Source organism: Streptomyces aurantiacus (assembly GCF_001418335.1).
Lineage (GTDB): Bacteria > Actinomycetota > Actinomycetes > Streptomycetales > Streptomycetaceae > Streptomyces > Streptomyces aurantiacus.
In genome coordinates, this window is sequence record NZ_LIPP01000026.1 from 1 (window position 1) to 18,808 (window position 18,808).

14 protein-coding genes and 3 pseudogenes are annotated in these 18,808 nt (G+C 71.2%); 8 read left to right on the forward strand and 9 right to left on the reverse strand.

Annotation, left to right across the window (positions count from 1 at the left end):
• From AOK01_RS03420 to AOK01_RS03430, 3 genes and pseudogenes are all read right to left on the reverse strand, one after another.
• Positions 1 to 1,112 (reverse strand): annotated as a pseudogene (locus tag AOK01_RS03420) (nickel transporter); the annotation flags it as partial.
• 50 nt (positions 1,113 to 1,162) lie between these two features.
• Positions 1,163 to 2,698 (reverse strand): tetratricopeptide repeat protein, encoded by a 1,536-nt coding sequence (locus tag AOK01_RS03425; RefSeq protein ID WP_055508220.1) that lies wholly within the window; start codon positions 2,696 to 2,698, stop codon positions 1,163 to 1,165.
• Between the two features lie 135 nt (positions 2,699 to 2,833).
• Entirely contained in the window at positions 2,834 to 4,375 is a 1,542-nt protein-coding gene (locus AOK01_RS03430) for a DUF4331 domain-containing protein (protein ID WP_055508223.1), read from the reverse strand.
• A 228-nt stretch (positions 4,376 to 4,603) separates the two neighbouring features.
• Between AOK01_RS03430 and AOK01_RS03435 the strand changes: the two are divergent.
• The 3 genes and pseudogenes from AOK01_RS03435 to AOK01_RS03445 form a co-directional block, all read left to right on the forward strand.
• A pseudogene (locus tag AOK01_RS03435) lies at positions 4,604 to 5,155 on the forward strand (sigma-70 family RNA polymerase sigma factor); the annotation flags it as partial.
• On the forward strand, positions 5,152 to 5,961 hold the full coding sequence (locus tag AOK01_RS03440) for an anti-sigma factor (protein ID WP_055508226.1): 810 nt from the start codon (positions 5,152 to 5,154) through the stop codon (positions 5,959 to 5,961). The pseudogene AOK01_RS03435 and the gene AOK01_RS03440, both read left to right, overlap by 4 nt.
• Positions 5,962 to 6,076: 115 nt before the next feature.
• Positions 6,077 to 6,346, forward strand: a complete 270-nt coding sequence (locus AOK01_RS03445) for a hypothetical protein (protein WP_055508228.1) — start codon at positions 6,077 to 6,079, stop codon at positions 6,344 to 6,346.
• Positions 6,347 to 6,416: 70 nt separating this feature from the next.
• Here the strand turns inward: AOK01_RS03445 and AOK01_RS44670 are convergent.
• From AOK01_RS44670 to AOK01_RS03455, 3 genes and pseudogenes are all read right to left on the reverse strand, one after another.
• A pseudogene (locus AOK01_RS44670) lies at positions 6,417 to 6,550 on the reverse strand (CoA transferase); the annotation flags it as partial.
• Positions 6,551 to 6,599: 49 nt separating this feature from the next.
• Positions 6,600 to 7,382, reverse strand: coding sequence for an ABC transporter permease (locus AOK01_RS03450; protein ID WP_055508230.1), 783 nt, complete (start codon positions 7,380 to 7,382; stop codon positions 6,600 to 6,602).
• Positions 7,379 to 8,422 (reverse strand): ATP-binding cassette domain-containing protein, encoded by a 1,044-nt coding sequence (locus AOK01_RS03455; RefSeq protein WP_079103141.1) that lies wholly within the window; start codon positions 8,420 to 8,422, stop codon positions 7,379 to 7,381. The genes AOK01_RS03450 and AOK01_RS03455 overlap by 4 nt, the downstream gene beginning before the upstream one ends.
• 84 nt (positions 8,423 to 8,506) lie before the next feature.
• On the opposite strand from AOK01_RS03455, the gene AOK01_RS03460 reads away from it, so the two are divergent.
• Positions 8,507 to 9,220: a TetR/AcrR family transcriptional regulator gene (locus tag AOK01_RS03460; protein WP_055508310.1), complete on the forward strand. Its 714-nt coding sequence runs from the start codon at positions 8,507 to 8,509 to the stop codon at positions 9,218 to 9,220.
• 85 nt (positions 9,221 to 9,305) lie between these two features.
• On the opposite strand, the gene AOK01_RS43335 is transcribed toward AOK01_RS03460, so the two are convergent.
• From AOK01_RS43335 to hmgA, 3 genes are all read right to left on the reverse strand, one after another.
• On the reverse strand, positions 9,306 to 10,631 hold the full coding sequence (locus AOK01_RS43335) for a type ISP restriction/modification enzyme (protein WP_169800095.1): 1,326 nt from the start codon (positions 10,629 to 10,631) through the stop codon (positions 9,306 to 9,308).
• Positions 10,632 to 10,672: 41 nt separating this feature from the next.
• Positions 10,673 to 11,422 (reverse strand): GntR family transcriptional regulator, encoded by a 750-nt coding sequence (locus AOK01_RS03470; protein ID WP_055508233.1) that lies wholly within the window; start codon positions 11,420 to 11,422, stop codon positions 10,673 to 10,675.
• A gap of 131 nt (positions 11,423 to 11,553) precedes the next feature.
• Positions 11,554 to 13,020 (reverse strand): homogentisate 1,2-dioxygenase, encoded by a 1,467-nt coding sequence (hmgA, locus tag AOK01_RS03475; RefSeq protein ID WP_245702073.1) that lies wholly within the window; start codon positions 13,018 to 13,020, stop codon positions 11,554 to 11,556.
• A gap of 181 nt (positions 13,021 to 13,201) precedes the next feature.
• Here hmgA and AOK01_RS03480 point away from each other — a divergent pair, with 181 nt between their 5' ends.
• The 4 genes from AOK01_RS03480 (at position 13,202) to AOK01_RS03495 (ending at position 18,763) form a co-directional block, all read left to right on the forward strand.
• Positions 13,202 to 13,879 carry a hypothetical protein gene (locus AOK01_RS03480; RefSeq protein ID WP_063792707.1) on the forward strand — a complete coding sequence of 226 codons (678 nt, stop codon included), beginning with the start codon at positions 13,202 to 13,204 and terminating at the stop codon, positions 13,877 to 13,879.
• Between the two features lie 74 nt (positions 13,880 to 13,953).
• On the forward strand, positions 13,954 to 14,574 hold the full coding sequence (locus AOK01_RS03485) for a TetR/AcrR family transcriptional regulator (protein WP_055508235.1): 621 nt from the start codon (positions 13,954 to 13,956) through the stop codon (positions 14,572 to 14,574).
• Positions 14,575 to 14,849: 275 nt separating this feature from the next.
• Positions 14,850 to 17,105: a molybdopterin oxidoreductase family protein gene (locus tag AOK01_RS03490; protein ID WP_055508237.1), complete on the forward strand. Its 2,256-nt coding sequence runs from the start codon at positions 14,850 to 14,852 to the stop codon at positions 17,103 to 17,105.
• 122 nt (positions 17,106 to 17,227) lie between these two features.
• On the forward strand, positions 17,228 to 18,763 hold the full coding sequence (locus tag AOK01_RS03495) for a CitMHS family transporter (protein ID WP_055508239.1): 1,536 nt from the start codon (positions 17,228 to 17,230) through the stop codon (positions 18,761 to 18,763).
• The last annotated feature ends 45 nt before the right edge of the window (positions 18,764 to 18,808 follow it).

The window sequence follows — 18,808 nt, forward strand, 5'->3', positions numbered from 1 at the left end:
AAGAGACAGGGGTGGGGGTGAGCATGGGGATGTGGGTGCGGGTGGCTGTGCGTGTGGCCGTCGCCGTGGCTGTGGGAGTGCCCGTGGGAGTGGCCGTGTTCGTGCCCGTGGGAGTGGCTGTGCCCGGGGCCGCGCTGCTTCCAGGCCCGGCGTACGAGGGTCGCGCCGGCCACCGTGACGACGACGCCGCTCGTCACGCCCAGCCAGGCGATCACCGAGGGCGCGGCAGCCGAACCGGCGGTGACGAGGATGCCGAGGGCGACCACACCGAGCGTGTGGGTGATGGTCACGGAGGCGGCGAGCGGCAGGACGTCACGCATCGTGGCGTCACCGCGCGCGGCGGCCGTGGCGGCCATGATCGTCTTGCCGTGGCCCGGAGCGAGGGCGTGCAGCGCGCCGAGCAGCACGGCGATGCCCAGGGCGAGCGCGGCGAAGCCCAGGGTCAGCTCGTGCTCGGACACCAGGTCGTCCAGCGCGCGGGTGAAGCGGTCGGCGCCGCGCGGAAGCACGGACGAGGCGGGCGCGTCGGAGTCCTCCTCGACGAGCGCGGGACCACCGGGGAGCACGCGCAGCGAGGCGGTCGCCGTGTCCGCCGGTGACGACAGCAACTTCTCGGGGTACTCGGTCAGTTCGGCCGAAACGGACTTCTCGGGTACGTCCGAGGAGGTGAGGGTCGCCCGGTCGCCGCGTGCCGTGACCTCGCGCCAGCCGGGCCCGTCGTCCACGGAGGCGTGAAAGCGCAGCGACGCCTCGCCGGCCGGCAGCGGAGCCGTCCAACGGCACTCCACTCGAAGGGTGGTGAGGCCCGCCTGGCCGGGCCGTACCCGGGCGCGGCTCTCGCCGGCAGTCAGGGCGACGGTCTTCCCGCCCACGGTCACCCGGCTCTTTCCGGCCGCCGTCTCGCACCGCTCCCGGGCCCAACTCGCCTTGCCCGCCTTGTCGATGGCGGGCTTGGCCTGGGTCGCCGGGATCTCCGCGAGGTCCTCCACATGACGGACCCGCAGCTCTCGGGGAGCGACCACGAGACCGTCGTACCGGTTGACGGTGAAGTTCCCCAGTGGATGTGCCGAGGCCGTGCCGGAAGGGATCAGCACGAGCGCGCAGGCGGCCATGAGCACGGCCAGGCAGGACCCGAAGGCCCGCCGGCGTACGGCGAAGGCGCTCACCGGGCACCGCCCGGGGCCGTCCGTGCGGTCCGTGCCGTCAGCGCCGCCAGGGTCTTCTCGGCCGACTTCGCGCCCACCGGTGAGAAGCCGGGGTTGAGTTTCAGCGCCGACGACAGGCTGTCGCGGGCCTCCTTCTCATGACCCGTGGCGCGTTCGATGACGCCGCGGTGGTAGCGGAACGTCGCGTCGCGGTAGCCGGTCTCCGTGGCGCGGCGGGCGTAGGGCAGGGCCTCGTCGTCGCGGCCGTTGACGTGCAGGGCCCAGGCGAGCGCGTCCGCGGTGTGCACGGTGTGCCGGCGCTTCCATTCGGCACGCGCGGCGCGCAGGGCGGCCTTGCGGTCACCGTGGTCCGCCGCCGCGAGGGCGGTGTCCAGGTCGGCGTTGACACCGTTCGCGCGGGCCAGCGCCGTCCAGGCGTTCACCAGGGCGTACTGGTCGCGGGCCTTCGCCCGGTCCCTCTCGCCGTCGCGTGCCTCGTACAGCTCGCCGAGCACGACCAGCGGGCCGGGCAGCGGGAAGCGCGCCACGACCTCCTCCATCCCGCGGATCGCGGCGGCCCGGTCACCGTTCGCCGCCTGCGCACGGGCCCGCCCCTCCAGCGCCGGCAGGTAGGTCCCGTCGGCCCGCAGTGCCCGTTCGTAGTACTTCAGCGCCGTCCCGTACTCGCCCTCGCGCCAGGAGAGCTGGCCCAGCGACGACGCCACGTAGGCGACGTCCCCGGGTGCGGTGGCACCGGCCAGCGCCTGCTCCAGGACACGCCGGGCCGTACGGACGTCACCGCGCAGCTCGTGCACGTACGCGTAGCGGGTGAAGACCGGGACGCCGGGGCGGCGGGCGTCGGCCTCGTCGGCGGCCTTCGACGCCTGCTCGTAGCGGCCGAGTTCGACCAGGGCGTCGATGCGGACCGACAGGGCTCGTTCGTTGTACGCGTTCTCGGCCAGGGCCTTCTCGGCGTACGTCAGGGCCTGGGGGAACTCGTGCCGGGCCGCGGCCAGCGCCGCCCGGCCCGCGAGCGCCGGATCGTTGTCGGGGCTCAGTTCCAGCGACCGCTCCAGCGCGCGCTGCGCCTGCGGATAGCGGGACGGGTCGCCGGTGGTGCGGGCCTGCTCGACGTAGGCGATGCCCAGCGTGGACCAGCCGCCGGAGTCCTTGGGCTGCGCCTTGAGATGGGACTGCAGCGCGGAGATGCTCGACGCCAGGCTGCCGCCGGCCAGCAACTCGGGGGCGAGACCGGGCGCGGACGACACCGTACTCGTACCGCCGTCGTCCCTGCTGCCCAGCACCACGGCCCCCGCGCTCATCGCGACGGCGAGAGCGACGGCGCAGGCCGCGAGGTGTAGCACCCGTGGCCGCCGCCCGGCCGGCTCAGGGGACCTGAGGGGCTCAGGTGCCGCGGATGCCTCGGCTGCCGCGGGTGCCTCGGTTGCCTCGGGCGCCGGGGCGGCCTCGACAGCGTCGACGGCCTCGACGGGCTCGGCAGCTGCGTCGGCGAGATCCCTCTCCTGCGCGTCGTCGTTGCTACGCGGGGACATTGCCCTCTCCTCAATCGCCTTGGTGTCGACTTACCGGGCGGCGTGGCCCGTGCCCCGTGGGGGCGGATACGCACGGGCCACGCCGGTCAGGGTTGCGGGTACAGGTACAGGTGCAGGTACGGGTACGGGTGCGGGTCAGTAGGCCCGGCGACGGCCGCGCCACCATAGGAGGCCCGAGCCGACGAGCAGGAACCCTGCCGCGCCCGAGGCCGCCGAGACGGCGATCAGCGTGGTGTCGTCCATGCCGCTCGTGCCGGTCGTGCCGTTGGTGGGCTGCAGCGCGTCACCGAGCTGGTTGCGGACGTCGTTCGTACCGGTCGTGCCCTTGGCCAGCGGCCCGCGCGAACCGGAGGTCGGCTGAGCGACGTACGGGAACTTCTTCTCGAACTTCTGGTCGTTCTTGTCGACCGCGTCACCCAGGTCGTTCTTGGCGCCGACCAGTTCGCCCTCGACGACCTGCAGCGCGATGTCCAGCACGTCGTCACCCAGGCGGCGGCCGTTCGGGAAGCCCGCGTTGTCGCCGTCCAGTACCCCGAGACGCTTCTCCTTCGCGGCCGGCTTGATCGAGGTGTTGAGGCGCAGCATCTCCGAAGGACGCACGTGCGGCGGCTGGTTGAGGCCCTCCACGCCCTTCAGGAACACGTCGACCAGGTCGTTGCGGGGCTCGTCGGGCGCCTCGATCTTGTAGATCGCCTCGATGAGCTTCGGCAGTTCGGGCTCGGTGACGTTCTTCAGGAAGTCACCGTCGTTCCAGGGCGCGGACGCGTTGAACTTGTCCTTGTCCTTGATCGGGTTGACCACCTCGTTCACCAGCGGCATGCCGAGGCGCGAGACCTGCCGGTAGTAGCCGCTCGCGCTCTTGCGCTGCGTCGTCGACCAGATGCCGACGATCGGCTGCTCGGCCGACTCCTGGATCAGGTCGTTCGGCAGCTGCAGGGCGACACTGTTGACGTTGTAGCCCTTCAGGGTGTCGTTGCCGACCTCGGACAGGTTCCCGCCGTACAGCAGGTCGAAGACCCGAAGGTCCAGGAAGAACGGATCGTCGGCCTGACCGGCGAACGTCGTGGCCCCGCCCGGCAGTTCGTGCACCGCCTGGTCGCGGAGCTTGGCGTAGTCCGGCATGGACGCCTTGCCGACGTTCGACGGCGCGACCGGCACGTCGTCCGCGTACTTCGTCTTCTTGACCAGGTGCTGGTCCTTGAGCTGCAGCAGATCTATGTCGTAGGTCTGCGTGATGTTGAGGTCCGGGTCGTCGAGGCTCTCGACCGGACCCGTGTTGTACAGGAACGTCTTGTCGTTCTTGACATGCGTCTTGAACGTGTAGCGGAAGACCAGTTCGCCCTGCGCGTCACCGTTGTTGTCGATGTGCAGGTCGTACTGGGCGTCCTCGGCGAACGTGAAGAAGTTCGGTCCGCCGGCCGGTTCCTCGAAGGGGATCCAGTTTGCGACGATGGTCGTCGTATCAGGTGTGTCGGGGCTCGCGAACGCGTACACGTCCGTGTTGTCGTACTGCGGCTGCCCCGAGATGAGCGGAGCCTCCCGGTGGCTGGAGGCGCTCGCTGTCCCCGGCGCGAGCGCGGTCACGCCGGCGGCTGCGAGCCCGCCGGTGGCCAGTGCACCGCAGACAAGGGTCGCGAGACTCCTGCGTCCCACGAACCCGCTGGTGAAAGGTGTCATGCCGTCCGTCCTCTGTCCCAAAGCTCTGTCCCGGCGGTGACGCGGGGTTCCTTCCGCGTTCGTTCCGCGTCGGGTCGGTGGTGCCTGATGCACGCCATTCGGAGCCGGGGAGGGAAAGGATTGGTTCGGGATTCACCCGCGTTTTCGAGCGGTTGATCCGTAACCCCATCCGAAGGCGTACCTGCGCCGAATACGTGGGGAACGGACGGGCCGTTCACGGCAGAGAGGGGGAAACGGGTGGAGGCGGACGAACTCCTGGTGCTCGTGGCCGGAGGCGACCAGAAGGCCTTCGAGGATCTGTACGGCTTGGTGTCCGGGCCGGTCTTCGGACTGGTGCGCCGGGTGGTGCGGGACCCGGCGCAGTCGGAGGAGGTGGCGCAGGAGGTACTCCTCGAACTGTGGCGCACCGCCGGGCGGTACGACCCCGGCCGGGGCACCGCGCTGTCCTGGGTCCTGACCCTCGCGCACCGCAGGGCGGTCGACCGGGTCCGCAGCGCCCGCGCCGCCGGCGAGCGCGAACTGCGCATGGCCCGGCGTGCGAACGGCCCCGCCTTCGACCACGTCGCCGAGGAGGTCGAGGCCGGCCTCGAACGGGAATGGGTACGCCGCTGCCTCGACCGGCTCACCGCCTTGCAAAGACAGTCCGTCACCCTCGCCTACTACGACGGCTACACGTACCGTGAAGTGGCCGAACGGCTCTCCCTGCCGCTCGGCACGGTCAAGACGCGCATGCGCGACGGGCTCACACGGCTGCGTGACTGCCTGGGAGGTGTCGCATGACCAGCATCTTCCGGCGGGGCAGCGCACTGCACTCGCTGGCGGCCCCGTACGCCCTCGACGCCCTGGAACTCCGTGAGCACAAGCGGTTCGAGAAGCACCTGAAGCACTGCGACAGCTGCGCCGCCGAGGTGCGCGCGCTGCGCGAGGACGCGGTCCGCCTCGCCTGGTCCACGGCCGCACCGGCCCCCGCCGCGCTGCGCGACCGGGTCCTCCTGGCCGTTCGGACCACGCCTCAGGAGCCGGCCGCCGCACAGCCGGCCCCCGCGCCGTCGTCGCAGGCGGCACGCGCGCGTGCGGAACGCCCGCCGTCGCGCGCCCGCCGCTCCGCCTTCTCGCCGTTCCTCATCCCGCTCGCCTCCACCACGGCCGCCGCCGCCCTCGTCGTCGCCGCGCTCTTCGGCATGCAGGCGTCCCGTACGCAGGACCAGCTGAACGAGGAAAGGGCGCAGGCACGTGACATAGCCCACGTTCTCGCCGCGCCGGACGCCCGCGCGGGCACCGGACGCGACGCGAACGGCCAGGGCATCGGCGTCGTCGCGTCCGCCTCGCGGCACACCGCCGTGGTTACCTCGGCCGGCCTCGGTACACCTTCGAATGAACGGGTCCACCAGCTGTGGCTCATGCGACCGGAGGAGAAACCGCGCTCCCTGGGACTCCTCGACGGCGACACGCCCTTGCTGGCCACCGGACTCGAAACGGACGCGACATCACTCGCCGTGACCGTCGAGCCGTCCGGTGGCTCCCCGCAGCCCACCACCGCACCGGTTGTCCAACTCGCCCTGGAATCGCTCGGATTCGGAGAGTGATCGTCAACGCCCTTACCGGAGAGGTGAATCCCGTGCCCGGGATACACGAGTGCCGCGAGGGAGCGATAGGGTTAACCTGCCCGGGCCGGGTGCCCTCGTATGGGTGGGGAGTGACATGGAACAGATAACAGTGCGTGGCAGGGCGCGAGTCCCTGCGATCACCTGTGGGAGCAGCGCGACCAGTTCGCGCCTTGACCGCCATCTCTCGGTGATGGGTGGCCCCGCCATCCCTCAGCGTGAAGTGGCCGAGGCGACGTCCCTGATGCGCGAGCTCACCGCACGTGACACCGCGCACGACCGCACCGGCAGGGGCGCGCGAGTGAGGCGGGTTTCGCTCTTCGCACCGCTGCGCCGGCTGCGCCGTTCCCTGTTCGGTGGCCGCTGACCGGCGACCCCGGTCGCTGACCGGCGGCCGAAACCGAGCAGGACCCTGAAGCAGAACGCTCGACCCGCGCTCAGGCGGACACACCGTCCCGGCGCAGTGCTGCGATCTCATCGACCGTCATCCCCACGGCACGCGGCACAGCCTCGGTGTGTTCCCCGAGCGCGGGTACGGCCCCCTCTTTGCCGTGTCCCCGCCCGGCAGCGTGCGCCGTCACCGTCCCACCGCTCAGCGCTTGTCGCTCACCGTTCGCTGTTCAGCGTCCGCCGTTCGCGTACCGGCGGACCGCGAGCGGCATGAACACCGTGATGAGGACCGCGCACCAGGCCAGCGATCCCGCGACGGGGTGCGTCACCGGCCAGGCGCCGTCGACCGGCACCGGCGCGTTTCCGAACAGATCCCGCAGGGCCGTGGTCACCGCGCTGATCGGGTTCCACTCGGCGAGGGTGCGCAGCCAGCCCGGCAGACCGTCCGTCGGGATGTACGCGTTCGACAGCAGCGGCAGGATGAACGTCGCGCCGCCGAGCTGCCCGGCCGCCTCCTCGCTCCGCGAGACGAGTCCCAGCAGGATGCCGATCCACGTGGTCGCGAACCGGAAGAGCAGCAACAGCCCCACGGCGGCGACCGCTTCGAGCGCGGAGCCCTCGATCCGCCAGCCCACCGCGAGCCCCACCAGCAGCAGCGGCACCGTGCCCGCGGCGGTGAGGACGAGGTCCGCGGCGGCCTGCCCGAGCGGCACGGCGGCCCTGCTCATAGGCAGCGTACGGAAGCGGTCCGTCACGCCCCGGTGCGAGTCCTGGGCGGCCTGGAACATGCCCGTCATGATGCCGTTGGCCGCCGTCGCCACCAGCAGCCCCGGTACCAGGAAGGCCCGGTACTCCCCGCCGGGCATCGCCAGCGCGCTGCCGAAGACGTAGCCGAAGAACAGCAGCATCGTGATCGGCATGGTCTGGGTGAGGATCAGCAGCCCCGGGTTGTGCCTCACCCGCCGCAGCTGACGGCCCAGCATCGCCGTGCCGTCGTACGCCAATGTGCTCATGACGCGAGCTCCTTGCTGTTGTCGGTGCGGCTGCCGGTCCGGCTGTAGGTCCCGTTGTCGGGCCGGTCGTCCTTGAGGCCGTCGTCGTGGTCGTCGCCGAGGTCGTCCCTCGGGCCGCCCGTCAGGCGGAGGAAGACGTCGTCGAGGGTCGGCGGGCGCAGGCTCGCGTCGAGCAACGGCACACCGGCGGCGTCGAGTTCGCGTACGAGCCGGGGAAGGGTGAGCGTCGGGTCGGTGGTGACCGCCCCGACGGCGTGCCGCTCCCGGTCGAAGACCGGCGCGGAGCCGGTCAGCCGGTCCAGGACGGCCGCCGCGCCGGCCATCGCGTCCCCGCGGGCGACGACCGCTTCCGCGTACGAGCCGACGAGCGCCTTGAGTTCGGCGGGTGTTCCCGAGTGCGCGGCCCGCCCCCGTTCCACGAGCACGATGTCGTCGGCGAGCTGGTCCGCCTCCTCCAGGTACTGGGTGGTGAGCAGGACCGTCGTGCCCTCCGACCGCAGGTCGCGCACGGTGGTCCAGATGTGGTTGCGGCTGTGAGGGTCGAGGCCCGTCGTCGGCTCGTCGAGGAACAGCACCGCCGGCCGGGTGATCAGGCCGGCGGCCAGGTCGAGACGGCGTCGCATACCGCCCGAGTAGGTGGACGCGGGCCGGTCCGCCGCGCCGGTGAGTTCGAAGCGGTCGAGGAGTTCGTCGGCGCGGACGGCCGGCTTCGGGACGCGGTGGAGCTTCGCGAACAGCCGCAGACTCTCGCGTCCCGTGAGGTCGCCGTCGACCGACGCGTACTGCCCGGTGACGGCGATGGCGCGGCGCACGGCGTCCGGCTCCCGTACGAGATCGTGCCCCGCGACCCGGGCGGACCCGGCGTCGGGCCGCAGCAGGGTGGTCAGCAGCCGTACCGCCGTGGTCTTTCCGGCGCCGTTGGGGCCCAGCAGTGCGCAGACGGTCCCCTCGGCCACCGCGAGATCCAGCCCCTGAAGAGCGTGGACGTCTCCGAAGCACTTCTCCAGACCCTCACTAAGTACAGCGTACGTAGTAGTCATGGGGTGACCATAGCGCATTACGTACGCTGTACGTAACTAGGATGGTGGCGACAGGATCCACCGATGGCAGGGCTGGCGACACCGATGGCAGGACATGCCGACGTACCCGAAGTGATCTGGGCCCGACCCGAGCGGACCGGGCGCGGCCCGCGGCCCGCGTTCACCCGGGCCGACATCGCGGACGCGGCGGTGCGGATCGCTGACGCGCAGGGGCTCGGCGCCGTGACGATGCGTCACGTGGCGGCCGAACTGGGCTGCGGGACGATGTCGCTCTACAACTACGTGCCGCGCAAGGAGGACCTGTACGAGCTGATGGTCGACGCCGTCGGCGCCGAGCACGAGTTGTGGGAGCCGGCGGGGGACTGGCGGGCCGACATGCTGCGGGTCGCGCGTCAGACGCGTGCGCTGATGTACCGGCATCCCTGGGTGCCGGCTCTGATGTCACCGGTGTACGGCTTCAGCCCGCATGCCCTGCGGTATCTGGAGCACTGCCTGGCCTGCCTGGACTCCTTCGACGGCACGTACGGGACCAAGTTCGAGCTGATCGCGATGGTCAACGGCGTGGTCACGACGTACGTCGGGAACGAGCTGGCGACGGCCGAGCGGGTGCGGGCGCTGCCGTGGTCGGAGGAGCAGGAGAACGCGGTGCGGGGCGCCTATCTGGGCAGCCAGGTGGCGAGTGGGGCGTATCCGCGGATGGCCGCGGCGTTCATGGAGGACGCCGGGCCGATCGATCTGGAGGCGGTGTTCCGGCGGGCGCTCGATCGGGTGCTCGACGGGTTCGACCCGTCGCGCTGAGCCGCTTCGGCGGCGCCCCGCGGCGTTTGGTCCGTGCCCTCCGCCGTGCCCTCTGCCGTGCCCCCGCGCCCCGGCGGCGATCAGCCTAGAGCAGGGCGAACTGGCCCTCCGGGCCCTCTTCGGGGTGGTTCAGGACCGAGGCCGGGCGGCGGGTGGAGTCGGGCGGCGGGAGTACGCCCGCCTTGCGCAGGTCGGTTGCCGTGACGGTGGTGTGCCGGGTGTGCTGACTGTGCTGGGTGTGTCGGAACAACTCCGGTTGCTGCGTGCGGAGTTCGGCCAGCAGGGTCAGCACCGTCACCAGTTCCAGCAGTTCCGACGTCCAGGGCTGGGGCCATGTCGTGGGGCGGATGGCCTCCAGCGTGCCGGGCTCGGGGCGGGTGATCCGGTTGGCGAACCACTGGTCCAGGACGCGGACGCCGCCCACCTCGAAGTCCCAGGCGGCGGGCGGTACGGGGGAGATGCGGCCCTCGTCGAGGCCGAGGGTCTCCTCCTCGCGGTCGTAGCGCTGTTCGAGCGGGAAGGGCGGCAGCGGGGCCCGCACGTAGGGGCGACGGCCGCCGGGCAGCTTGGGGCGCTCGCCGTCGCGGCGCATCAGCCACAGCATGCGGTGGCCCAACTCGGTGCCCTGGGCCCACAGTTCGGGGTCGGCCGTGAGGGGGACGGTGGGTCCGTTCGGCCCCGGGCGCGCGGTCGCGACCGTCCAGGCGAGCACATCGAGGGGGGTGAGGGGATGGCCCAGCCGCTCGGAGAGAAGCTCCAACAGGCCGGGCGCCAGGTTCGGTTCGAGGCCGCCGGGGCGCCGGTACAGCGGCCTGACCCGGCCGGGGCGGGCGGCGGGGGCGGTTTTCGCCTGTGAACTCCTCTGCGGGTTCGTCTGCGGATTCGTCTGGGGGTTCGTCTGCGCGGTCTGCAGTGGATTCCGCTGTGGGTTCCTCTGCTGGTTCCGCGGCTGCGGCGGGACGACCGGCAGCACGGACGAGACGAGGAGCGCGGGACCGTCGGGTGCGGGTGACTGCTCGACCGCGAACACCTGGTGCTCGTCCGCCACCCGCCAGAGCTCCGGCCGCGCCGCGTCGATCAGCCGGTGGTCGGGAATCAGCCACTGTTCGTCGAACGGCCCGACCAGGACCCGTACCGGCTCCGCGCAGGGCCCCGACGCGCGCGCCAACCGGCCCGTTCCGGAGGCGTGACCGGGCAACTGCCCCACCGCCGAGTGCAGGGTCCGCGCGCGGGTGGCGCCGAACAACGCCTCGCGGTCGGGCCCCTCCGCCTCCAGGAGGGCGTCCCACCGGGCTTTCAGGGACGCCGAGTCGGGCGCCGTCGGCCACGCCCGGCCCAGCCGGGGAGGTGCGACGGACCACGGCATCAGGTCCGCGAGCAGCGGAGCGTCGTCGTGCGTCACGCTCGGCATCGTACGACGTGGCTCCTGGGCGGCGACCGGGTCCCGCACGGTCAGTGGGCGTCGAGGGTGACCGTGAACGAGAAACGGTCGCCCCGGTAGTGGATGCGGGCCACGTCAAGGGCCCGGCCGTCCTCGCCGTGCACGATGCCCGTGTAGTGCAGGATCGGGCTCAGCAGCGGGACCTGGAGCAGCCGGGCGGTCTCCGGGTCGGCGAGCCGTGCCTCGACGGTGTCGGTGATCTGGCCGATCCTCGCCCCCGCGACGTCGCGCAGGACCTTGGTCATGGGCCAGCGGACCAGGTCCTCGGGGTCGAACAGGGCCGCCAGTTCGGGCCGTACGTAGTTGCGCGCGTGGTTGGTCGGCTCACCGGTCTTCTCGTCGCTGCGCAGCCGGTGGTACGTCGCCACCTCCGCCAGGTCCGGGAAGTACTCGGAGAGGTCGCCCGACACGGGCGCGCTCCCCTGGTCCAGCAGTTCTGTCGTCATGCCCGACTGCTGGGCCACGATGGCGTCCACCGAGCCGAGAAGGCGAACCGGCGCGCCCCGGACGGCGCTCGGCTCGATGAACGTGCCGCGCCTTCGATGGCGGGTGATGAGTCCTTCGTCCTCCAGCTCCTTGAGCGCCTGCCGCATGGTCAGCACGCTCACCCCGTAGTGCTCCGCCAGTTGCTCCTCGGTGGGCAGGCGCAGCGAATCCCGCGGCGACCGTCCGAGTATCGAGGCGCGCAGGGACTGCGACACCTGGTACCAGAGCGGCAGCTTGCGGTTCAGGACGATCGAGTCCGGAGCGAAGGAGGTCACGAGGGTATCCGTACCGGTCGCGGGCGTTCGGTGCAACGGGAGGTGATGAGTGGTCTCGGATGGTCTTGGGCGGTCACGCATGGGCCGTGAGCGGTCACGAGCGGCTGTGGGGTGCCGTCACCGCCGGTCGGTCACCGCCGGTCGGCCGGTCGGAAATGGCGCTGGAGGCCCCGCCACACGTCGTCGTACCCGGTCTGCAGATGCTCCGCGCGGGCGGCCTGCGCGGTGGCGGTGACCGGCCAGCGCGTCTCGAACATGAAGGCCAGCCCGTCGTCGACCTTCTGCGGCCGCAGCTCGGCGGCGCTCGCCCGCTCGAACGTCTCCCGGTCGGGACCGTGCGCCGACATCATGTTGTGCAGCGAACCGCCGCCCGGCACGAAGCCCCCTTCCCCGGCGGCCTTCGCGTCGTAGGCGCCCTCGACGAGCCCCATGTACTCGCTCATCACGTTCCGGTGGAAGTAGGGCGGCCGGAAGGTGTCCTCGCCCACCAGCCAGCGGGGCGCGAAGACCACGAAGTCGACTCCGGCCAGGCCCGGGGTGTCGGACGGCGACGTCAGCACGGTGAAGATCGACGGGTCGGGATGGTCGTAGCTGATGGTGCCCATCACATTGAAGAGGCGCAGATCATAGACGTACGGCACATGGCTGCCGTGCCAGGCGACAACGTCCAGCGGCGAGTGGTTGTACAGCGCCGTCCAGAGGTTGCCGCAGAACTTGTTGACCACCTCCACCTGCCCCGCCGTGCCCCCGTCGTTCCCATGGTCCCCACCGTCCCCGTCCCCGTCGTCCTCGTACGCGGCGACCGGGGCCCGGAAGTCCCGGGCGTTGGCGAGACCGTTGGCGCCGATCGGGCCGAGGTCGGGGAGTCGGAAGGGCGCCCCGTAGTTCTCGCACACATAGCCCCGTGCGGTCGGGCTCTGCCCGCCGTCGGACGCGGCGCCCAGCAGGTCCACACGGAAGCGCACCCCACGAGGAATCAGCGCCACATGTCCCGGCTCCACATGCAGCAGCCCGAACTCCGTGCGCAGCAGCAGCCCGCCGTGCTCCGGCACGATCAGCAGCTCGCCGTCGGCGTCGCTGAACACCCGCTCCATCGACGAGTTGGCGTGATATAGGTGCACGGCCATGCCGGTGCGCTGTGTGGCGTCGCCGTTGCCGCCGAGGGTCCACAGGCCCGCCAGGAAGTCGGTACCCGGAGCGGGCTCCGGCAGCGGGTCCCAGCGCAGCCGGTTCGGGTCCGGCACCGTCTCCGTGAAGGGAGCCGAACGCAGGGCGCCGTTGTCGGTGCGGGTGAACGCGGGGTGCGCGGCCGAAGGGCGGATCCGGTACAGCCACGAGCGGCGGTTGTGCGCCCTCGGCTCGGTGAACGCCGACCCGCTCAGCTGTTCCGCGTACAGCCCGAGCGGGACCCGCTGCGGCGAGTTGCGGCCGTGCGGGAGCGCGCCCGGGACCGCCTCCGAACTGTGCTCGTTGCCGAACCCGGAGAGATACGTCAGCGCTTCGGCGGTCCTCCGCGATGCCTCGGCGGTCTTCCGCAACGCTTCGACGGTCTTCCGCGGTGCCTCGGTGCCGTTGCGCGTGCGCGCGTCCCCAGTCATGGTCGCTCCCTCGTTCCCGATTCCTATGTATCACCGTAGGATTCGGCGGATCGGTGCGCAAGGGGGACCCTTCCGTGCCCGGCGGGGAGTGGCGCGATCACGCCGCCCGCACCACGGGAGTACCCAAGAACCCGACTCAAGGGGGATCCCGACTGTCAGACCGGTGTTCTAATCTCCGGGCATGTCGTGGACCCGCCCCTTCCTCACCGCGCTCGCGGTCTGTGCCCTGTTCGGTGCCCTTCTCGTCGGAGCGACGGGCTGTGAATCCGGCGGCGCGCGCCAGAAGGACGAGGTGCGGCCGTCACCGGTGGGCAAGGTGCTGAAGGACACGGACGAGGAGGGGCGGCACTACCGTGAGATCGACAAGGAGAGCGCACCGGAAGTCGCGATCGAGATACAGCCCGACACCGACGACGGCTGGGACGTCCGGCTGACCGTCCACGACTTCCGGTTCTCACCGGCCGGTACGCGCAAGAAGGCCGAACCGGGCCGCGGGTACGCCCTGCTCCGGCTGGACGGCCGCCCCCTGTCCTTCCTGCGCAGCTCGGACCACCACCTCGCGGGCAACGTTGTCTCGCGCGGCACCCACCAGGTGACGGTGCGCCTGCACGCCGACGACGACACGGTGTGGGCGGTCGATGGAGCCCCCGTCGGCAGCACCGCCGACATCACGGTGTCCGACTCGGCCCCGACGCACGAGGAACAGACAACGACCGGAACGGTGACCGGCACGACGACCGGCACGGCGACCGGCACAGCGGCCGGCACGCGGGCCGACGAGGCCGTCCCGGCCGTCACGACCAGTGGCCCGCCGCCTCTTGGCCGAGTGGCAGGCGAGTCGCCGCTGAACGGCAGCTGAACGGCAGATGAGTGGCACGGGCACCGACTTCGTACACAAGGGCACGCTTCACCGGACTCCGGCGGAAAGGCATCATGAAGCCTGTGCCTCCTGCGACCTCGCTGCGCCGCGCGCCCGTCCAGCGCCGTAGCGCCGAAAGACTCACCCGTATCCTCGACGCCTGCGCCGACCTCCTGGACGAAGTCGGTTACGACGCCCTGAGCACCCGCGCGGTCGCCCTGCGCGCCGGGGTGCCCATAGGGTCCGTCTACCGCTTCTTCGGCAACAAGCGGGCCATGGCCGACGCGCTCGCGCAGCGCAACCTCGACATCTACACCGAGCGGGTCAGCCGCCGCCTCCAGGAGACCGGGGCAGGGGCGGGCTGGCGGGTGGCCGTGGACGCGATCCTCGACGAGTACATCGCCATGAAGCGCACCGCGCCCGGCTTCTCCCTCGTCGACTTCGGCAACCAGATACCGGTCGGCACCCGCGACGCCGAACCCAACACGCGCGTCGCCGACGGTCTGACCGACATGCTGTCCGCCTTTCTCGACCGCGCCCCCGACGACGACCTCCGGCGCAGCTCGCTCATCGCGGTCGAGGCCGCGGACACCCTCGTCCAACTCGCCTTCCGCCTCAGCCCGTCGGGCGACGAACGGGTCATAGAGGAGACACGGGAACTGCTACGGGCGTATCTGTCACGCTCGCTCGACTGATCGGGTGGGCTGACCCACGCGGTGCGCGCCCGGTAGGCCCACCGGGCGTGAGGCGTGAGGCGTGAGGCGTGAGGCGTGAGGTGTGGGACCGGGCGTGAGGCGCGGGGCGCGAGTGTGGGGCCCGCCGGTACGTCGACATGTCGGCGTACCTTCGTGGATCGCCCCGTACGCGAATGTGCGACCGGACCCCCGCGACCCCTCCCCACCGTCCATACCGGTCGGTATGCTGGGCTCGGCCAGTGCGTCACCGTTGCCGCCACCCCTCCGGAGGACCCGTGTCCACCACCACCGACTCCCGCACAGCCCTGCGCATCTGCCCGCTCTGCGAGGCCACCTGCGGGCTGACGCTCACCATCGAGGGGACCCGGGTGACGAGCGCGCGCGGGGACCACGACGACGTGTTCAGCCAGGGGTTCATCTGCCCCAAGGGAGCGTCGTTCGGGGCTGCCGACAGTGACCCGGACCGCCTGCGGACCCCCTTGGTGCGCAGGGACGGCGCGTTGCGCGAGGCCACCTGGGAGGAGGCCTTCGACGCGGTCGCCGCCGGACTGCGACCGGTGGTCGAGCGGTACGGGCCGCACTCCGTCGGAGCCGTCCTCGGCAACCCGAACGTGCACACCATGGCCGGCGCGCTCTATCCGCCCGTCCTGCTCGCCGGACTCGGCACGCACAGCCTCTTCACCGCGTCCACCGTCGACCAGATGCCCAAGCACGTCTCCAGCGGCCTGCTCTACGGCGACGCCCTCGCGATCCCCGTACCCGATCTCGACCACACCGACCACCTGCTGCTGATCGGCGCCAACCCCCTGGAGTCCAACGGGAGTCTGTGCACCGCGCCCGACTTCCCCGGCAAACTCAAGGCCCTCAAGGCACGCGGCGGCACCCTCACGGTCATCGACCCCCGCCGCACCCGCACCGCCAAACTCGCCGACCGGCACGTAGCCATCCGCCCCGGCACCGACGCGCTGCTCCTCGCGGCGATGGCGTACGTCCTCTTCGACGAGCGGCTCACCGATCTCGGCGACCTCCGCGACCTGGTGCAGGGACTGGACGAACTCGCCGAGGCTGTACGGGACTTCACGCCGGACAAGGCTGCCGAGGCCTGCGACGTCGACGCCGACACGATCCGGGCGCTCGCCCGTGAACTGGCCGCCGCGCCCACCGCCGCCGTCTACGGCCGCATCGGCAGCTGCACCGTTCCGCACGGCACCCTGGCCAGCTGGCTGGTCGACGTGCTCAACATCCTCACCGGCAACCTCGACCGGCCCGGCGGTGCCCTCTTCCCGCAGGCCGCCACCGACCGCACGCCCCGCCCCGCCGGACCCGGCCGCGGCTTTGCGCTCGGCCGCTGGCACAGCCGGGTGAGCCGCCATCCGGAGGCCAAGGGCGAACTGCCCATCGCCGCGCTCGCCGAGGAGATCGACACCGCGACCGCCGAGGGCGAGCCGATCCGCGCCCTCATCACGATCGCCGCCAACCCGGTCCTCTCCACCCCCGACGGCGACCGCCTCGACAAGGCCCTCGACTCGCTCGACTTCATGGTCAGCGTCGACCCCTACCTGAACGAGACCTCGCGCCACGCCCACGTCGTGCTGCCGCCGCCCCCGCCCTCGCAGAGCCCGCACCACGACTTCGCCTTCAACACCCTCGCCGTACGCAACCAGGTCCGCTACACCAGGGCCGCCGTCCCCCTGGAACCGGGCCGGATGGCCGAGACGGAGATCCTGGCCAGGCTCGTCCTCGCCGCGACGGGCATACACGGCGCCGACCCGGCCGCCGTGGACGACCTGGTCATCGGCCAGACCCTCGGCAAGGCAGTCAAGGAACCGCACTCCCCGGCGCACGGCCGCGACCCCCGCGAACTCGCCGCCACCCTCACCGGCGAGACCGGCCCCGAGCGGCGCCTCGACATGATGCTGCGGCTGGGCCCGTACGGCGACGGATTCGGCGCCCACCCCGAAGGCCTGACCCTGGAGAAGCTGCTGGCCCATCCGCACGGCATCGACCTCGGGCCGCTCAAGCCGCGGCTGCCGGGTCCCCTCAGGACCCGCAGCGGACTCGTCGAACTGCTCCCGGGGCCCCTGGCCGACGATCTCCCGCGCCTCAGGGAGGCACTGCGCCGGCGTCCCGAGGGCCTCGTCCTGGTCGGCCGCCGCCACCTGCGGTCCAACAACAGTTGGATGCACAACATCCCCGCCCTCACCGGCGGTACCAACCGCTGCACCCTGCACATCCACCCCGACGACGCCGAACGCCTCGGCGTCACCGACGGGGCACCGGTGCGCGTGAAGGGCGCCGGGGGAGAGGTCGTCGCCCCCGCCGAGATCACCGACTCCGTACGACGCGGGGTCGTGAGCCTGCCGCACGGCTGGGGCCACGACCGGCCCGGCACCCGCCTGACCCACGCCGCGGAGAACCCCGGCGTCAACGTCAACCAGCTCCTGGACGGCACCCTGCTCGACCCACTGTCCGGCACGGCCGTCCTCAACGGCGTACCCATCGACATCGCGCCTACAAGCACACCTCTGTGACCAGGAGTTTTGCGCTTATTGCTCTCGTGTCAACATCTTGTTAAGGCTTGTGGGCCCGACCTAACGTCACTCGCACCGCCGGCCCTGGTGGGAGTTCAAGGGCGAACGTTAGGTATCCATCCATGCTGACCATCCTCGGCTTCACCATGATCGCGACCTTCCTGGTCCTGATCATGCTGAAGAAGATGTCGCCGATCGCGGCGCTGGTGCTGATCCCGGCACTGTTCTGTGTGTTCGTCGGGAAGGGGGCCCATCTCGGCGACTACGTCATCGAAGGGGTGGGCACCCTCGCGCCCACCGCCGCGATGCTGATGTTCGCCATCGTGTACTTCGGCGTCATGATCGACGTCGGCCTCTTCGACCCGATCGTCCGGGGCATCCTCAGGTTCTGCAAGGCCGACCCGCTGCGCATCGTCATCGGCACGGCCCTGCTCGCCGCGATCGTCTCCCTGGACGGCGACGGCTCGACCACCTTCATGATCACGGTCTCGGCGATGTACCCGCTGTACAAGCGCCTCAAGATGAGCCTCGTGGTGATGACCGGGGTCGCCGCCACCGCCAACGGCGTGATGAACACCCTGCCCTGGGGCGGCCCGACGGCTCGCGCCGCCACCGCGCTCAAGGTCGACGCCGGCGACATCTTCGTCCCGATGATCCCTGCGCTCGCCGTCGGCCTGGTCGCCGTGATCGCCCTCTCGTACGTCCTCGGCCTCCGCGAGCGCAGGCGACTCGGCGTGCTGAGCCTGGGCACCGTACGGGGGGACGAGCAGCAGGAGACCGAGGTTTCCGAGGCCGGGACAAGGATCACCGAGGTCGAGAACGAGGTCGAGACCGAGACCGAGACGGTGTTGGTCGGTGCAGGCACCGGTGCCCGTGTCTCCGGCGGTCCGGGTGACGGCAAGGTGCGGTTCACCAAGACCACGGGTGGCGGCGGCAGCACGGACGCCCCCGACGCCTCCGACAACTCCGACAACTCCGGCGAGGGTGACGACGAAGAGGCGGAGGACGACGTCCGCCTCCAGGGCCTGGACCCGAACCGTGCGACGCTGCGTCCCAAGCTGTACTGGTTCAACGCGCTGCTCACGGTCGTCCTCCTCACCGCCATGATCATGGAGCTGCTGCCGATCCCGGTCCTGTTCCTGCTCGCCGCCGCGCTCGCCCTGACGGTCAACTTCCCGCACATCCCGGACCAGCGGGAGCGTCTCGCCGCCCACGCCGACAACGTCCTCAACGTCTCCGGCATGGTCTTCGCCGCCGCTGTCTTCACCGGCGTCCTCCAGGGCACCGGCATGGTCGACTCCATGGCCAAGTGGCTCGTCGACGGCGTCCCCGACGGCATGGGCCCGCACATGGCCGTCGTCACCGGGGTCCTGAGCATCCCGCTCACCTACTTCATGTCGAACGACGGCTTCTACTTCGGAGTCCTGCCGGTCCTCGCCGAGGCGGGCGCCGCGCACGGTGTCTCGCCGCTCGAAGTCGCCCGCGCCTCCATCGTCGGCCAGCCGCTGCACATGTCGAGCCCGCTGGTCCCAGCCGTGTACGTGCTGGTCGGCATGGCCAAGGTCGACTTCGGCGACCACACCAGGTTCGTGGTCAAGTGGGCCGCCCTCACCTCGCTCGTGGTGCTCGCGTCCGGAATCCTGTTCGGCATCATCTGACCCGCCGCACCCACCTCACCCGCACCACCGCTGCCGCTCGTCCGG

Excerpts from the sequence above, each read along its gene's own strand:
- AOK01_RS03460 (WP_055508310.1), top strand. The coding sequence starts at position 8,507 with ATGGCAGGACATGCCGACGTACCCGAAGTGATCTGGGCCCGACCCGAG.
- AOK01_RS03430 (WP_055508223.1), bottom strand. The coding sequence starts at position 4,375 with ATGACACCTTTCACCAGCGGGTTCGTGGGACGCAGGAGTCTCGCGACC.
- AOK01_RS03450 (WP_055508230.1), bottom strand. The coding sequence starts at position 7,382 with ATGAGCACATTGGCGTACGACGGCACGGCGATGCTGGGCCGTCAGCTG.
- hmgA (WP_245702073.1), bottom strand. The coding sequence starts at position 13,020 with ATGACTGGGGACGCGCGCACGCGCAACGGCACCGAGGCACCGCGGAAG.
- AOK01_RS03445 (WP_055508228.1), top strand. The coding sequence starts at position 6,077 with ATGGAACAGATAACAGTGCGTGGCAGGGCGCGAGTCCCTGCGATCACC.
- AOK01_RS03495 (WP_055508239.1), top strand. The coding sequence starts at position 17,228 with ATGCTGACCATCCTCGGCTTCACCATGATCGCGACCTTCCTGGTCCTG.
- AOK01_RS03440 (WP_055508226.1), top strand. The coding sequence starts at position 5,152 with ATGACCAGCATCTTCCGGCGGGGCAGCGCACTGCACTCGCTGGCGGCC.
- AOK01_RS03425 (WP_055508220.1), bottom strand. The coding sequence starts at position 2,698 with ATGTCCCCGCGTAGCAACGACGACGCGCAGGAGAGGGATCTCGCCGAC.
- AOK01_RS43335 (WP_169800095.1), bottom strand. The coding sequence starts at position 10,631 with ATGCCGAGCGTGACGCACGACGACGCTCCGCTGCTCGCGGACCTGATG.
- AOK01_RS03480 (WP_063792707.1), top strand. The coding sequence starts at position 13,202 with ATGTCGTGGACCCGCCCCTTCCTCACCGCGCTCGCGGTCTGTGCCCTG.
- AOK01_RS03455 (WP_079103141.1), bottom strand. The coding sequence starts at position 8,422 with ATGACTACTACGTACGCTGTACTTAGTGAGGGTCTGGAGAAGTGCTTC.
- AOK01_RS03485 (WP_055508235.1), top strand. The coding sequence starts at position 13,954 with ATGAAGCCTGTGCCTCCTGCGACCTCGCTGCGCCGCGCGCCCGTCCAG.